This is a genomic window from Brevibacillus fortis (genome assembly GCF_046196545.1).
GTDB lineage: Bacteria > Bacillota > Bacilli > Brevibacillales > Brevibacillaceae > Brevibacillus > Brevibacillus fortis_A.
This window is the reverse complement of the sequence record NZ_CP176370.1, coordinates 5,571,823-5,586,093: the sequence shown is the minus strand read 5'-3', so window position 1 is coordinate 5,586,093 and position 14,271 is coordinate 5,571,823. Positions and strand designations below refer to the sequence as shown.

The window sequence follows — 14,271 nt, the reverse complement described above, 5'->3', positions numbered from 1 at the left end:
ATGTACGAAACGATTCTTTATGAAGTGTCAGAAGGCGTAGCAGTGATGACCTTGAACCGTCCGGACAAATTCAATGCGTTTACAGCCGTCATGAACAAGGAAATCACCGATGCATTGAAGCAAGCGCAGAAGGATGCGGATGTGCGCTGCATCGTTCTTACCGGAGCAGGGCGGGCGTTCAATGCGGGTCAGGATCTCAGTGACGTTTCTGGAGGAGGAGATGTGGATTACGGTGGTTTCTTGCGGGATCGTTATAATCCAATGATCCTCCAGTTTCAAAAAACAGAGAAGCCGATCATTGCAGCGGTTAACGGTGTAGCAGCAGGTGCGGGCATGAGTGTTGCGCTGGCATGCGATATTCGTCTGGCATCGGAAAAGGCATCCTTCGTCAATGCTTTTGTCAACATCGGACTCGTTCCTGATTCAGGAGGCTGCTATTTCTTGCCGCGTATCGTCGGAATCGGCAAAGCGTTGGAGCTGGCGATGACGGGGGAAAAGGTATCCGCTGAGGAAGCACTGCGAATTGGCTTGATCAATCAGGTGTACCCTGCGGAGAGCTTCATGGAGGATGCTTTGGCGTATGCGCGCAAGCTGGCGTTACTGCCGACGAAGGGGGTTGGCTTGATTAAGCGCACGATGTACAAAGGGCTTGAGATGGGGTTGGAAGAGACCTTGGAATATGAAGCTTTTGCACAAGAGGCGGCTGGCAGCACAGAGGATCATAAGGAAGGGGTCACCGCTTTCATGGAAAAACGTGCGCCTCGTTTTACAGGCCGTTAGAGGCGAAGGGAGGCAAGCCCAAGTGAGTATAAAAACAGTAGGCGTCATCGGAGCGGGAACGATGGGAGCGGGGATCGCTCTCGTCTGTGCTCGCAAAGGACATCAGGTCATGCTACTGGATGCAAATCAGGCGGTGCTGGACAAAGCGCTTGTCTATTTGGAATCGATCCTGACAAAAGACGTGGAGAAAAACAAAATCAGTGAACAAGAAATGACAGAGACGCTAGAGCTGGTCCATCTGGTATCGGAAATAGAGCAGTTGGCAGACTGCGATATCGTCATCGAAGCGGTGCCAGAGCGTCTTGATTTGAAAAAAAGCATTTTCAGCCAGCTTTCTGCGATTTGCAGAGAGGATGCCCTTTTACTAACGAATACTTCCTCCATCTCGATTACGGAGATTGCAGGAGGGCTTTCGCATCCCGAGCGCATTCTCGGATTTCATTTTTTCAATCCGGCACCGGTCATGCCCTTGGTTGAGGTTATTCGCGGGAAAAAATCGAGCGAGGAAAATGTCGATGTCGCGTATCGATTCGCACAAGAGTTGGGCAAGGTGCCTGTCCTGGTGACGGACACCCCAGGCTTTATCGTCAATCGAATCGCGCGGCCTTACTATAATGAAGCCTTGCGTATTCTGGGCGATCATGTGGCTGGTGTAGAGCAGATTGACCGCATCATGAAGCTAGCTGGCGGATTCAAAATGGGACCGTTTGAGCTGCAAGACATGATTGGCATCGACATCAATTTTGCCACCACCAAATCGGTCTATACCGACTTCTTCCATGAAGGACGATTTAAGCCTAGCCGGATTCAGCAACAAATGGTTCAATCCGGCAGCTTGGGCAGAAAGACGGGGGAAGGCTTCTATGACTACAACAAATAAGGCTGTATTGCTCGTGGGAACAAGCCCGCTGTACGCAGAGTTGAATCATTTGATGGTGGAAAGAGGCTATCAGGTGCTTACGCTTGCAGAAGCGATGGCTGAACCTGAGCTGATTGAATTGGCTGTGGAAGTAAATAGCGTCGATTTGCAGGCGAAAAAGAGGCAGGTACGCGAGCTGGATGACCTATTGCCACCAAACGTACCGATTATCACGACTTCGCTCGCGATTACAGCGACAGAGGTAGCGTCCTGGACACAGCATCCTGAACGTGTTTGCGGATTTGGAACGTTCGTGCCCTTGGTTGAACGGGAGCTGATCGAGATTGCCCCTGCCCTGCAAACGGAGCTGGATACGATACAAGCAACGGAAGGCTTCTTTCAATCACTCGGGAAAGCGACGGAAACCGTAAACGACGAGGTAGGTCTCGTGTTCCCGCGCATTTTAACGCTCATTATCAACGAGGCTACCTTTACGCTGATGGAAAAAGCAGCAACCGCTACCGATATCGATATCGCGATGAAAAAAGGCACCAACTACCCATACGGCCCTCTTGAATGGGCAGATCGTATCGGGGTGGATGAGATTTTTGCGATATCGAGAGGCTTGCAGCGCGACCTGGCCGAGGAGCGTTATCGTACAGCGCCACTATTACGCAAGCTGGTGCTGGCAGGGCGTGTCGGCGTGCGCAGTGGGCAAGGCTTTTACACGTACGAAGAAAAAGTGGGTGTAGAGGCATGAGCTTGACTAACAAGGAGGTGTACGTAGCAGCAGCAGTACGTACACCAATCGGCAAGCTGGGCGGAAGTCTGAAGAACACCCCCATCGACGACCTGACAGCGATTGTCTTGAATGGAGCGCTTGCGAAGGCAGGACAATCCGGTGAGATTGTTGATGGGGTCATCATGGGTAACGTCATATCGGCTGGGCCGTTTATTAACATTGCACGCGTTGGTTTGTTGAAAGCAGGACTTCCTGACACCATACCTGGACTGACTGTGAATCGGGTGTGTGCATCCGGGCTAGAGGCAGTCAATTTGGCTGCGCAGTCCATCCAGGCAGGACATAGCCAGGTCATGCTGGCTGGCGGTGTAGAGAATTTGACTCGTTCACCGTACATCATGGAAAAATTCGAGCAGCCGTATCAACGTGGAGGACAGACACTGATCGAATCTTTTGGTGGACCTCGTTCTGCTCCTGTCTCACTTTATGGCGATCTGACCATGGGAGATACAGCGGAAAACGTGGCGGAGCAATTCGGCATTAGTCGCGAGGATCAGGATCGTTTTGCAGCAGAGAGTCAGTCTCGGGCTATCAACGCGATAGATGCAGGGCTGTTCCGCGATGAGATCATTCCAATCAGGTTAAAAGGAAAAAAAGGGGAAGAAACGCTGTTTGATACGGATGAATTCCCAAGAAGGGATTCTAGTGTGGAGTCATTGTCCAAGTTGCGACCTGCCTTCCGAAAAGATGGTAGCGTCACAGCAGGCAACTCCTCCGGTATCAACGATGGCGCAGCGGCCTTGCTGCTGATGAATGAAGAAATGCTGCAAAAAACAGGCGTCGCTCCTTTGGGACGCATTGTTCATTTTGTCAGTGCTGGTGTTGATCCGCGCATTATGGGCATTGGTCCGGTCGCTGCGATCCGCAAGCTGCTTGCAGAAACGAACATGACCGTAGATCAAATTGATCTATTTGAGTTAAATGAAGCTTTTGCTTCCCAGTCACTTGCCTGCATGCGCGAGCTGGGACTGGACCCTTTGAAAACCAATGTAAACGGTGGAGCAATCGCGTTGGGTCATCCACTCGGAATGAGCGGTGCCCGACTGGCAGGTACGATTCTTTTCGAGCTGAGACGTCGCCAAAAGAAATACGGAATCGTTTCGTTATGCATAGGCGGCGGTCAAGGATTGGCCACGTTAGTAGAAGCACTATAGAAAAAAGCCCTAGTGCATGGGAGGAGTGGAAGAATGAGTACACCTGTCATCATAGATGCTGTGCGCACGCCAATCGGCCGTATTGGAGGTGCGTTGAAGGATGTGCGCCCGGATGACTTGGGCGCATTGGTGATTCAAAAGCTGCTGGAACGCAACTCCATCGATCCGAAGACGATAGATGATGTCATCATGGGCTGTGCCAATCAGGCTGGGGAAGACAACCGCAATGTCGCGCGTATGTCACTTCTGTTGGCGGGACTACCTGTCGAGGTGCCGGGAGTGACAGTGAACCGTCTGTGCGGTTCAGGTCTGGAGGCTGTGAATCAAAGTGCGAATGCAATCAAAGCTGGAGCAGGTCATGTCTATATCGCGGGCGGGACAGAGAGCATGACACGCTCTCCGCTGGTGATGATGAAGCCTGGCACGGCTTTTCAGCGCGGCAATCAGCAGTTGGTCGATACGACGTTGGGTTGGCGATTGGTTAACGAAAAAATGAAAGAAATGTATCCGCCAATCAGCTTGGGGGAAACAGCGGAGAAGGTAGCGGAGCAATACGGCATTAGTCGTGAAGCGCAGGATGAGTTTGCTTTGCGCAGTCAGCAAAATTACGCACGAGCTTTGGCAGAAGGAAAGTGGGATGCCGAGATCGTTCCCCTAGAGCTGAAAGGGCGCAAAGGCGAGGTTACGCTGTTTGTTCACGATGAGCATGCACGTCCAGAGACGACCATCGAACAGCTCCAAAAGCTGAAACCAGCATTCCAAGCAGATGGCAGCGTCACAGCAGGCAACTCCAGCGGTCTAAACGATGGAGCCTGCGCTCTGCTCATCATGGAACAGGAAGCGGCTCTTGCAGCCGGCTTGAAGCCTCGTGCAAGAATCGTTGCATCCTCAGTCGCAGGTGTCGATCCATCCGTGATGGGAATTGGGCCTGTACCTGCTACTCGCAAAGTGCTGAAGCAGGCAGGCTTGTCGCTTGCGCAGATTGATTTGTTCGAATTCAATGAGGCTTTTGCGGCACAGGCAGTAGCGAGCGTACGTGAGCTGGGGGTCAACCCTGATTTGGTCAACGTAAATGGCGGAGCGATTGCTTTGGGCCATCCTCTCGGGTGTAGCGGAGCGCGCATCCTTACTACTCTTCTGTATGAAATGGAGCGTCGTGATGCCGGTTACGGGTTGGCAGCGATGTGCATTGGAGTTGGACAGGGCATTGCGACCATTATTGAGCGAGTGTAGCTTGGCAGATAGGGAGGCAGGTACTCTTGATAGATAGACTGCAGCCAGGTACGACGGAAGAATTTACTGTGACAGTGACAAAGGACATGCTGCCTGTTTTTGAAGGCCAAGTCGTGCATCCCGTGATGTCGACTGTCAGCATGATTTATTACATGGAATGGGCGGGTAGACGCGTCATTTTACCGTACCTGGAAGCCGATGAAGAGGGCTCAGGATTTGCTGTAGACATCAAGCATGTCGGCCCAGCTGTGATTGGTCAGGAGGTCACGTTCCGGGCTACCTGTGTGCAGGTTACCGAAAAACGCGTAGTGTGCGAGGTTACGGCGGACACTACGCGTAATCGTGTAGGACTCGGTACGTTCGTCCAGGCCATCTTCAAAAAGGACGAGATCAAACGTCGTTTTGAGGCCTTGCAGGCAGAGATTAACCAGGAAGTAAATGGGAATTAATAAATATGACAGAATAAATTGACTCTTTTAAAATGTTTTACTATAATTACGTTTAAATTACGTTATATGATTTTATCGTCATATACTCTCGATCGATTCACGCACTTCCTACAGAATATGGTACAATTTCACACAGCATATAGGTATGAATCGATTTGGGGGTAGAAGAAACGTGAAGCCACAATCCATGCTTTTTACAATTTACGGTGAATACGTCCGCCATTATGGAAGCGAAATCTGGATTGGTAGTCTGACCAAGCTGATGGGGGAATTCGGACTGTCGGAGCCGGCTGTTCGTGCAGCGATCTCCCGGATGCTTCGCCAAGGCTGGCTGGAATCGCGAAAAGTAGGGAACCGCAGCTTCTACTCGGTATCCGAGCGCGGCAAAAAGCGGCTGGAAGAGGCAGCGGCACGTATTTATAAGGTCGAGACAGATGTGTGGGACGGCAAGTGGTGCATTGCCAGCTACAACATCCCAGAGGAGCGTCGAGCGCTGCGTGATCAACTGCGCAAGGAGCTGGGGTGGATGGGCTTCGGGATGCTGACGACCAGCACATGGATCAGCCCGAATAACCTCAGTGATCGCGTGAAGGACTTGACGGAAGCGCACGAGATTACGGAGTATGTCGAGATTTTTACATCAGAGCATATGGGCTGGAGCAATCCGAAGCAGCTCGTGCAGAAATGCTGGGATATCGATGAAATCAATGAAAAATACAAGGCCTTCATCGATGCCTACCGAGAAGAGTATGAGCAGCTTTCTGCAAAACTCAGCAATGGGGAAGAGGTTCCAGACAGCCATTGCTTCGTGGAAAAGACAAAGCTCGTCCACCAATACCGCAAGTTCTTGTTCATCGATCCTGATTTGCCGCAGGAATTGTTGCCAGAGCTGTGGTTGGGCAAAGAGGCGGATCAGTTGTTCCAAAATTACTACCAGTTATTGAATCCAGGGGCAGTACGATTCTTCGAGACCGTGTATGAAGCTGCGCCATCCGCATAGGCGAAAGCTGCGAAGGAAAGGCCCTAGCACGTCTAGGGTCTTTTTCATTGAATCATTTTTCCATTACTTAAAATGTAAGCGTTTTACTTGGGTGTAGTTTGGTGGACGCGAAACGAAGGGGGTACAGCACGAATATGACGGAATTGTTGCAGTACGTTGCAAACGGCCTCGTCAGTGGCGGGATTTACGCGATCGTAGCGGTTGGTTTCATCACGATTTACAACGTAAGCAAGGTGATTAATCTGGCGCAGGGTGAATTTTTGATGCTGGGCGGAATGGTCACAGTTGCCTTGATTGGCATGAATCTTCCATATGGATTGGCGGCATTGCTCGCGATCCTCCTGGTCACCTTGATCGGTGTTTTGATGCAGAAATATGTAATCGCTTACGTCAAAAAGGCTAATCCAATTAGTTTGATTATTTTGACGATAGGAATTTCGACACTCATTCGCGGCATTGCCAGTTTTATTTGGGGAAAAGATGCGTTTGCACTCGAACCGATTACGAGCAATGAGCCGATCTCGATCGGCGGCGTGATGATCGCACAACAAAGTATCTGGATTTTGGCTGCTGTTCTTATCATTCTTTTTCTACTGTGGTACTTGATGGACAAGACGATTCTCGGCAAAAAAATTAACGCCTGTTCGGTCAACCCAATGGCAGCTCGCCTGATGGGGATTAGCCCGACAAAGATGAGTATGCTGGCCTTTGCCATCAGTGGAGCGACAGGAGCGATTGCAGGAATCGTGATCGCGCCGCTTTCCGTAACGTCCTACGATATTGGCGTGCTGCTCGGAATCAAAGGCTTTTCCGCAGCTATTCTAGGCGGACTGGGAAATCCATTGGGTGCAGCCGTAGCCGCCTTTTTACTCGGGATCGTCGAGTCGCTGGGAGCTGGTTACATCAGTTCCGGTATGAAGGACGCGATCGCCTTCCTGGTGTTGATCGGCATGCTGTTGATTAAGCCATCCGGCATCTTTGGAGAACGCAGCGTTGGAAAAGGAGGGCTATGATGAAGCAGATCATCGATAAGTGGGGCAAAAGCATAGGAATCTACCTGTTTTTGATGATTCTTTTCCCATTCGTTATGCCAGATGAATACTATCGTTCTGTCGGAATTATTATCGGTCTTCAAGCAATCGTAACCATCGGGCTATGCCTCGTGATGGGGCTGGCCGGACAAATTTCGCTGGGACAAGCAGCGTTTTGGGGGATAGGTGCCTATACCTCGGCAGTATTGACGACGAAGTACGGTCTACCGCCATTTATCGGCCTCATAGCTGCTGCGATTGTTCCAGGGTTATTCGCCTTTATCCTCGGGCGGGCGATAGCGGGGCTGCAAGGCTACTACCTCGCGATGGCGACACTCGCATTTGGCTACATCGTCCAGATCGGGATTACGGAATGGGAGTCGGTGACAGGGGGAGCAAACGGGATGATCAGCATTCCACAAATGACGTTCTTCGGTGGAAGCGAGCTATCCATGTACTTTCTGATTTGGGGAGTCGTCACTTGTGTGCTGCTCTTCTCACTTAATCTCTTGAATTCACGCGTCGGCCGAGCGTTTCGGGCGATTCACAAAAGTGAGATTGCCGCGACCTCGATGGGAATTGATGTCCGCAAGTTCAAGCTGAATGCCTTTGTGGTAAGCGGCATGTTTGCGGGTATTTCCGGCGGCTTGTACGCCCATTACATGGGAATCCTCGATCCGCAGCCGTTCGGATTGCACGAGTCGATCAAGTTTCTGACGATGGTCGTCATCGGCGGGATGACAAGCATCTGGGGCGCTTTGATCGGGACGATCCTGATTGGCTTTATCAGTGAAGGGCTGATCCTCTTGAGTGAAGTGGTGCCGGGCTTACAGGGGGATGTAGACACGATTGTATTCGGGGCGATTCTCGTGTTGATCGTCATGTTCATGCCAGAAGGATTGGTTCCGCGCATCCGGGCTGCTTACGAAAAAGGGCAGGCGAAAAAGTCAAAGGCCATGGCTGACGAAGCACAGCGAAAGCAGCAGGTGGAAAGGAAGGCTGCAACATGACAACGCTTTTGGATGTGCAAAAGCTCTCTCGTGATTTTGGCGGCGTACGTGCAGTGAATCAAGTAGATTTTCAGGTGCGGGAAGGAGAGATTCTCGCGCTGATCGGTCCGAATGGCGCTGGAAAAAGCACGGTGCTCAACATGGTGTCGGGTGTGATCCCGCCTTCGGAAGGTGAGATTCGCTTCAGTAGTCAGCCGTTGACACGTGTGCAAGGCTATGAATATGCCGGATTGGGCATCACGCGAACCTTTCAAAACCTCCAGACCTTTGACGATATGACCGTCTTGGAAAACGTGATGGTCGGCATGCATACCAAGACAAGCGCGAGTCTCTTTTCCTGCGGCATGAATCTGGCAAAGTCCCGCAAGGAAGAGAAGCTGATGCAGGAGCAAGCACAGACGTGGATAGCGAATGTAGGACTGGCAGAAGAATCGTCCTCGCTGGCTGGGAGCTTGCCATACGGAAAGCTGCGGCTGATGGAGATTGCCCGCGCAATGGTGGCCCAACCGCGGCTGCTCTTGTTGGATGAGCCTGCTGCGGGTCTGAATCATACCGAGACGGCGGAGATGAGCCGTATGTTTTGCCAGATTCGCGACAACGGAACGGCTATTTTGCTAGTGGAGCATGACATGGACATGATTATGACGATTGCGGACCGCATCGTTGTATTGGATCAAGGATCAAAAATCGCAGAAGGAACCCCGCGTGAGATTCAGGAGAACCCGCGAGTGATTGCGGCGTATCTGGGTGCAGAATGAAGCGCGAAAGAGGTGGACAAACATGGGGAAGGCAGTCCTTACAGTAGACAACATCACGGCTCGCTACGGTCCGGTGGAAGTGCTGCACGGCATTACTCTGCAAGTGAACGAAGGCGAGATCGTCTCCCTGTTAGGTGCAAATGGGGCAGGTAAAACGACGCTTTTGAACTGTATCTGCGGTCTGCACGGCGAAAAGGAAGGCAAGATTTGGTTGCGTGACGCGGACATTACGCGTGTTCCTGCGGAGCTGGTAGTACCTCGGGGCATGGCGCATGTACCGGAGCGCAGACAAATTTTTTCGACGCTGACCGTGGAGGATAATTTGTGGCTGGGTGCTTCGCATCGGATGCCCAAGACGAGCAAAAAGGAAATCGCCAAAGAAATGGAGACGGTGTACGAGCGTTTTCCGATTTTGGCGGAGCGGAAGTGGCAGCTCGGGGGAACGCTTTCCGGGGGGCAGCAGCAGATGCTCGCCATTGGCAGGGCGCTCTTGTCTCGACCGCAGCTTCTCTTGTTGGACGAGCCTTCGCTAGGATTGGCTCCACTGATTGCCAAAGAAATCCTGACGATTGTGCAGGAGATTCGCTCGGAGTGGGGCACTACGGTGTTGTTAGTCGAGCAAAATGCTCGCGCAGCGCTCGCTATTTCCGACAGGGCTTACGTACTTAGTACAGGAACCGTCATGCTGGAAGGGAAGGCAGACGAGGTTAGCAATGACCCGCGTGTACAATCTGCTTATTTGGGAAGCTCCCACGAAGCAGTGTAGTAACTCTAGCAGTTTGATCAAGATCAACCACATACATGAGGGGGTACACCCATGAAAAAACGAACATTCAAACAATGGCTATTTCCAGCAGCAGTCGCATCGCTCGTATTCTTGAGCGCCTGTGGAGGCGGCGCTACGCCAGCAGCAGAGTCAGGCACTGGTGGCGCCAGCAAGGACCCGATCAAGGTCGGCGCTATTTTCTCACTGACTGGTCCTAACAGTCCGCTCGGCGTACCGGAGAAGCAAGCGGTAGAGCTGTTGGTAAAAGAAATCAACGGCGCAGGCGGAGTAGATGGCCGACCGTTGGAAGTCATTTTTGAAGACGACAAGTCTGATAATACGGAAGCGGTAAAAGCGATCAAAAAGCTCGCTTCGAAAGAAAAGGTCGTAGCTGTACTCGGTTCCTCAGGCAGTGGTCCGTCTCTCGGGATGGCTGAGTACGCCGCAGCAGAAAAGCTCCCGCTGATCTCAATGGCAGCCGCAGACCAAATCACCAATCCAGTTCGTGCAGGCATCTACAAAACTCCGCACACGGACGTACACGGAACGAAGCGTATCTTCAAATATTTGAAGGAAAAAGGCATTACGAAAATTGCTACGCTCAATGACAGCAATCCATACGGAAGTGGCTGGACCACGCAATTGCAAAAATATGCGCCTGAATACGGCATCACGATTGTAGCCGAAGAAAAATACGGCACAAAAGATCCGTCCATGAGCTCCCAATTGACCAAGATCAAAGGGACTGATGCGCAGGCATTGATTGTGGCAGGTACGAACCCTGGACCCGCTACGATTGTGAAGGAAGCCAAGCAACTGAACCTCACTATTCCAATCATTAGCAGCCACGGCTCTGCGAATAGCAAATTCCTCGAACTGATTGGAGACGCAGGCGAGGGTGTCCTGATGGTAGCTGGAAAACTGCTCATCCCAAATCAAGTAGCTGCAGACGATCCGCAATCTGCCATCATCAAAAAATTCGTGGATGGCTATCAAGCCGCCTACAATACACAGCCAGACGGCTTCGCGGGATACGGATACGACGGTTTGAATTTGCTCGTGGAAGGCTTGAAGCAAGCAGGCGGCGACACCTCCAAACTGGGTGAAGTATTGGAAAAGGTGAAATACGTAGGGGTAACCGGAGAATTCAAGTTCACGGCTGATGATCATAATGGTCTGACAGAAGACAGCATGATCATGGTTGAAGTGAAGGATGGAAAATTCCAGCTCGTTAAATAAGAGAAAGTAGTTAGTTCCCTCCGCTTCGTGAAGAAGAATGCGGGGGGAATCGTTGTTTTCATTACAAGGGTAGGAGGATCACGCATGTCTCAATTGCTGAATAGCGTCTTAATGGTCGCACCGATTTTACAAAAGGCGTTTTTGTCTGAATGTATGGTAGGAGTCACCGATAAAGAGAAGTTTCTCGCCTATTATCCCGCACAGGGCTTGAACCTGGGGATTCGAGTAGGAGACAAATTGCGCCCGGGGAGTATCAATGCAACGGCGGTAAAAGAGGGCAAGCGGGTCGTGAAGAAGATTTCCAAAGAGCTCTACGGCATTCCTTATATCGCAGTTGGTTATCCACTTGTTGAAAACGGGCAAGTAGTCGGTTGCTTGGCGACAGGCGTGACGACCGATCAAGAGGATCGCTTGCACGGCTTGGCTCAAAACTTGACGGACGCGCTGGAAAATATCGCACAGCACACAGAAAGTCTGGCAAAGGACGCGGACAATCTAACGCAAGCGAGCCACACACTAAGCGATGCAGCCGGTAAATTAGGGCTAAAAATTGCAGAAACGACCCAAATCAACGAATTGATCCGCAATATCTCGACGCGCTCCAATGTACTCGGCTTGAATGCCGTCCTTGAAGCGGCACGTGCAGGTGCTGCTGGTCGCGGCTTTTCCGTGGTCGCAGAGGAAATCCGTCAGCTTTCCCAGACGACCGCTACTTCAGCGAAAGGCATTTTCCATCTATTAGATGAAATGAATGCACTCGTCGGGACGGTAACGGGCGAAATGGAGAAGACGATGAATCACAGCGTGCAGCAGTCAACGCGAATACAGGAGCTGGATGCAGTCATGCAAGAGCTGCGGCATATGGCCGAGCAATTGAAAACGGCAGCAGAAATAACTGGGCGAACAGAATAGGAGAGTCCTATGTAAGCGTATTGCAAAAACGTATGACGATATGTTATTATTGCGTTATAAAAACGTATTATAATTTTAACATAATGCATATCTGATAAAAGGAGGGCGTTCTCCATGCAAATGAGGCTCGAACATGCCGATCTGACTGAAAACGAAAAGTTGGAAGCGTTTTTAGCGAGAATCGAACGCGGGGAAAAAATAGAGGCAGACGATTGGATGCCAGACGACTATCGCAACCAGTTGATCAAGCTGATTTCGATGCATGGCATCAGTGAGATCATGGGTGCCTTGCCGGAAAAAGAATGGGTTCCAAAGGCGCCGACACTGCGCAGAAAGTTGGCGATTATGGCGAAGGTCCAGGACGAGATGGGGCATGGTCAATTGCTGCTTCGCGTCGCAGAAGACTTGCTTGAGCCATTGGGCAAGACGCGCGAGGATATTATGAATGATTTGTTTTCAAAAAGACTGAAATTTCACAATGTATTTCACATGGAAGCGCCTACCTGGGCAGATGCTGGTGTGATTGGCTGGCTGGTTGACGGAGCGGCTATTATTACGCAATCGATGTCCCTCGATACATCTTATGCACCTTACGCCCGCGCTCTGCATCGGATCTGTGCGGAAGAAAAGTTCCACGCCCAACACGGGGAGAGCATCGTCTTGGAGTTGGCAGAAGGCACCGATGAACAGCGCCAAATGCTGCAAGAAGCTATCCATCGCTGGTGGCCAGCGCTCTTGATGTTTTTCGGACCGCCGGAAAAAGGCAATATAACGAGCAATCAGGAAGCCAACATGCGCTACAAGATTCGTACACAGACCAATGAAGAATTGCGCCAAGTATTCTTGAAAAAGTATTTGCCGCGTATTTTCCACCTTGGCTTCACAGTTCCAGACGATACGATTTACTTCGACGAGGCAGAAGACAAATGGGTTTACCAACAGCCTGACTGGGAAGAGTTCAAGCAAATCGTCAAGGGGAACGGACCACGCTCCGCTCACCGTCTGAATCTTCGGGTAATGTCTTATGAGGAAACCAAATGGGTGCGCGATGCGATTATGTCGTACGGCCGACAAGTAGGGTAGGTGAATGTGGATGAGCAACGAAAACTTTTTCATATACGAAGTATTCAGCCAAAAAAGCGTAAATGCTCCGTTCGTCCAACAGTTCAGTTTGTTGGCACCCAATAAAGAAGTCGCATTGAGTATGGCGAGGGAGAATTTTCTGCGCCGTGAGCCTTGTTTTAATTTATGGGTAGTCAAGCGCGACGACATTTTTGGACTGCCGCCAGAGGAGCGTCCTTTCCTGGAAAGACTCGACAACAAGAGCTATCGGGAGACCAAAGGATACGGCGACTTGCAGTCGAGATGGCGACACCATCGCGAGCAGTACGAAGAAAAACAGAAGCATGCAGGCAACGGCAGTTAGGAGGGATACAATCATGGGCGACCGTTTACATGTAGAAACAGTGGAAGCAGCAAAGCAAAACCCGGCATTCGCAAAAGCCTTGACCGACCTGTTGTTCCAGCTTGCTGATGACGATTTTATATTGGCTTATCGTGGATCGGAATGGCTTGGGCTTGCTCCGCATATTGAAGAAGATGTGGCCTTTTCTTCGATGTCTCAGGACATGATGGGCCATGCCGTGATGTTTTATGAAATGCTGGAGCAACTAGGGGTGGGCAAAGCAGACGATCTCGCACAGCTACGCGAGGCGAAGGCGTTTTCCAATGCGATCTTGGTAGAGCGTAAAAACGGCGACGGCGAATACAACGATCATCCTCATTACGATTGGGCTTATGCGATTGTTCGCAGCTATGTGTACGGTTTATACAAGCAGGTTCGCTTGGAGGCACTTACGCGGTCGTCATATGCACCACTCGCGCTGGTCAGTCGCAAAATGATGACAGAGCATCGCTATCATCTGATGCACTGGCAAGTTTGGTTGAAGCAACTGGCGAACAGTACGCCTGATGCGCGTCAGAGGTTGGAGGCAGCCATTGCAAAAGTTTGGAAGGATGCCGGGGAACTGCCTCATCTTGGACCAAACCAGGTCGATATCGTTCAATTTGGCCTGATTGCAGAAGAAGAGCAACTGAAACAAAAATGGCTGACACTGACCAAAGACATTTTCGAAAAAGCAGGACTCGAATGGCCGGGTGAGCCAGGAGTGCCACAAGAGCGCGGCCGTTACGGTGAACATACTGCTGATCTGGTTCAAGCTTTGGCTACCTTGTCTGAAGTGTACCGCATTGATCCGGCTGCAGGCTGGTAAAAAGG

16 protein-coding genes are annotated in these 14,271 nt (G+C 51.0%); all 16 read left to right on the top strand.

The genetic code is table 11. From position 1 onward, the window contains the following. Positions 1-780: an enoyl-CoA hydratase-related protein gene (locus ACKKE8_RS27185; protein ID WP_409175751.1), complete on the top strand. Its 780-nt coding sequence runs from the start codon at positions 1-3 to the stop codon at positions 778-780. Positions 781-802: 22 nt separating this feature from the next. Beyond that, on the top strand, positions 803-1,660 hold the full coding sequence (locus ACKKE8_RS27180) for a 3-hydroxyacyl-CoA dehydrogenase family protein (RefSeq protein ID WP_409175750.1): 858 nt from the start codon (positions 803-805) through the stop codon (positions 1,658-1,660). Beyond that, positions 1,644-2,399 carry a 3-hydroxyacyl-CoA dehydrogenase family protein gene (locus ACKKE8_RS27175; RefSeq protein WP_409175749.1) on the top strand — a complete coding sequence of 252 codons (756 nt, stop codon included), beginning with the start codon at positions 1,644-1,646 and terminating at the stop codon, positions 2,397-2,399. Before ACKKE8_RS27180 ends, ACKKE8_RS27175 begins: the two co-directional genes overlap by 17 nt. Then, entirely contained in the window at positions 2,396-3,595 is a 1,200-nt protein-coding gene (locus tag ACKKE8_RS27170) for a thiolase family protein (RefSeq protein WP_409175748.1), read from the top strand. Before ACKKE8_RS27175 ends, ACKKE8_RS27170 begins: the two co-directional genes overlap by 4 nt. Positions 3,596-3,628: 33 nt before the next feature. Beyond that, positions 3,629-4,828 (top strand): thiolase family protein, encoded by a 1,200-nt coding sequence (locus tag ACKKE8_RS27165; RefSeq protein ID WP_409175747.1) that lies wholly within the window; start codon positions 3,629-3,631, stop codon positions 4,826-4,828. 26 nt (positions 4,829-4,854) lie between these two features. Then, positions 4,855-5,277: a thioesterase family protein gene (locus tag ACKKE8_RS27160; protein WP_409175746.1), complete on the top strand. Its 423-nt coding sequence runs from the start codon at positions 4,855-4,857 to the stop codon at positions 5,275-5,277. 172 nt (positions 5,278-5,449) lie between these two features. Continuing rightward, positions 5,450-6,277, top strand: a complete 828-nt coding sequence (gene paaX, locus ACKKE8_RS27155) for a phenylacetic acid degradation operon negative regulatory protein PaaX (protein WP_016741468.1) — start codon at positions 5,450-5,452, stop codon at positions 6,275-6,277. Between the two features lie 134 nt (positions 6,278-6,411). Beyond that, entirely contained in the window at positions 6,412-7,290 is an 879-nt protein-coding gene (locus ACKKE8_RS27150; protein ID WP_017251567.1) for a branched-chain amino acid ABC transporter permease, read from the top strand. Then, on the top strand, positions 7,290-8,318 hold the full coding sequence (locus tag ACKKE8_RS27145; RefSeq protein WP_409175745.1) for a branched-chain amino acid ABC transporter permease: 1,029 nt from the start codon (positions 7,290-7,292) through the stop codon (positions 8,316-8,318). The genes ACKKE8_RS27150 and ACKKE8_RS27145 overlap by 1 nt, the downstream gene beginning before the upstream one ends. Then, the gene (locus ACKKE8_RS27140) at positions 8,315-9,076 is read left to right on the top strand and encodes an ABC transporter ATP-binding protein (protein ID WP_409175744.1); all 762 of its coding nucleotides are present in this window, start codon (positions 8,315-8,317) and stop codon (positions 9,074-9,076) included. Before ACKKE8_RS27145 ends, ACKKE8_RS27140 begins: the two co-directional genes overlap by 4 nt. A 22-nt stretch (positions 9,077-9,098) precedes the next feature. Then, the gene (locus ACKKE8_RS27135; RefSeq protein ID WP_409175743.1) at positions 9,099-9,842 is read left to right on the top strand and encodes an ABC transporter ATP-binding protein; all 744 of its coding nucleotides are present in this window, start codon (positions 9,099-9,101) and stop codon (positions 9,840-9,842) included. 51 nt (positions 9,843-9,893) lie between these two features. After that, positions 9,894-11,081, top strand: coding sequence for an ABC transporter substrate-binding protein (locus tag ACKKE8_RS27130; RefSeq protein WP_409175742.1), 1,188 nt, complete (start codon positions 9,894-9,896; stop codon positions 11,079-11,081). 84 nt (positions 11,082-11,165) lie between these two features. Then, positions 11,166-11,993 carry a methyl-accepting chemotaxis protein gene (locus ACKKE8_RS27125; RefSeq protein ID WP_409175741.1) on the top strand — a complete coding sequence of 276 codons (828 nt, stop codon included), beginning with the start codon at positions 11,166-11,168 and terminating at the stop codon, positions 11,991-11,993. A gap of 114 nt (positions 11,994-12,107) precedes the next feature. Continuing rightward, on the top strand, positions 12,108-13,076 hold the full coding sequence (gene paaA, locus ACKKE8_RS27120) for a 1,2-phenylacetyl-CoA epoxidase subunit PaaA (protein WP_409175740.1): 969 nt from the start codon (positions 12,108-12,110) through the stop codon (positions 13,074-13,076). Between the two features lie 10 nt (positions 13,077-13,086). Beyond that, positions 13,087-13,419: a 1,2-phenylacetyl-CoA epoxidase subunit PaaB gene (gene paaB / locus ACKKE8_RS27115; RefSeq protein ID WP_015893218.1), complete on the top strand. Its 333-nt coding sequence runs from the start codon at positions 13,087-13,089 to the stop codon at positions 13,417-13,419. A 13-nt stretch (positions 13,420-13,432) separates the two neighbouring features. Further along, positions 13,433-14,266 (top strand): 1,2-phenylacetyl-CoA epoxidase subunit PaaC, encoded by an 834-nt coding sequence (gene paaC, locus ACKKE8_RS27110; RefSeq protein ID WP_409175739.1) that lies wholly within the window; start codon positions 13,433-13,435, stop codon positions 14,264-14,266. The last annotated feature ends 5 nt before the right edge of the window (positions 14,267-14,271 follow it).

What these genes read in the sequence shown, in the direction of transcription:
- ACKKE8_RS27185 (WP_409175751.1), top strand. Translation starts at nt 1, where the DNA reads ATGTACGAAACGATTCTTTATGAAGTGTCAGAAGGCGTAGCAGTGATG.
- ACKKE8_RS27175 (WP_409175749.1), top strand. Translation starts at nt 1,644, where the DNA reads ATGACTACAACAAATAAGGCTGTATTGCTCGTGGGAACAAGCCCGCTG.
- ACKKE8_RS27170 (WP_409175748.1), top strand. Translation starts at nt 2,396, where the DNA reads ATGAGCTTGACTAACAAGGAGGTGTACGTAGCAGCAGCAGTACGTACA.
- ACKKE8_RS27165 (WP_409175747.1), top strand. Translation starts at nt 3,629, where the DNA reads ATGAGTACACCTGTCATCATAGATGCTGTGCGCACGCCAATCGGCCGT.
- ACKKE8_RS27150 (WP_017251567.1), top strand. Translation starts at nt 6,412, where the DNA reads ATGACGGAATTGTTGCAGTACGTTGCAAACGGCCTCGTCAGTGGCGGG.
- ACKKE8_RS27145 (WP_409175745.1), top strand. Translation starts at nt 7,290, where the DNA reads ATGAAGCAGATCATCGATAAGTGGGGCAAAAGCATAGGAATCTACCTG.
- ACKKE8_RS27140 (WP_409175744.1), top strand. Translation starts at nt 8,315, where the DNA reads ATGACAACGCTTTTGGATGTGCAAAAGCTCTCTCGTGATTTTGGCGGC.
- ACKKE8_RS27135 (WP_409175743.1), top strand. Translation starts at nt 9,099, where the DNA reads ATGGGGAAGGCAGTCCTTACAGTAGACAACATCACGGCTCGCTACGGT.
- ACKKE8_RS27130 (WP_409175742.1), top strand. Translation starts at nt 9,894, where the DNA reads ATGAAAAAACGAACATTCAAACAATGGCTATTTCCAGCAGCAGTCGCA.
- ACKKE8_RS27125 (WP_409175741.1), top strand. Translation starts at nt 11,166, where the DNA reads ATGTCTCAATTGCTGAATAGCGTCTTAATGGTCGCACCGATTTTACAA.
- paaA (WP_409175740.1), top strand. Translation starts at nt 12,108, where the DNA reads ATGCAAATGAGGCTCGAACATGCCGATCTGACTGAAAACGAAAAGTTG.
- paaB (WP_015893218.1), top strand. Translation starts at nt 13,087, where the DNA reads ATGAGCAACGAAAACTTTTTCATATACGAAGTATTCAGCCAAAAAAGC.
- paaC (WP_409175739.1), top strand. Translation starts at nt 13,433, where the DNA reads ATGGGCGACCGTTTACATGTAGAAACAGTGGAAGCAGCAAAGCAAAAC.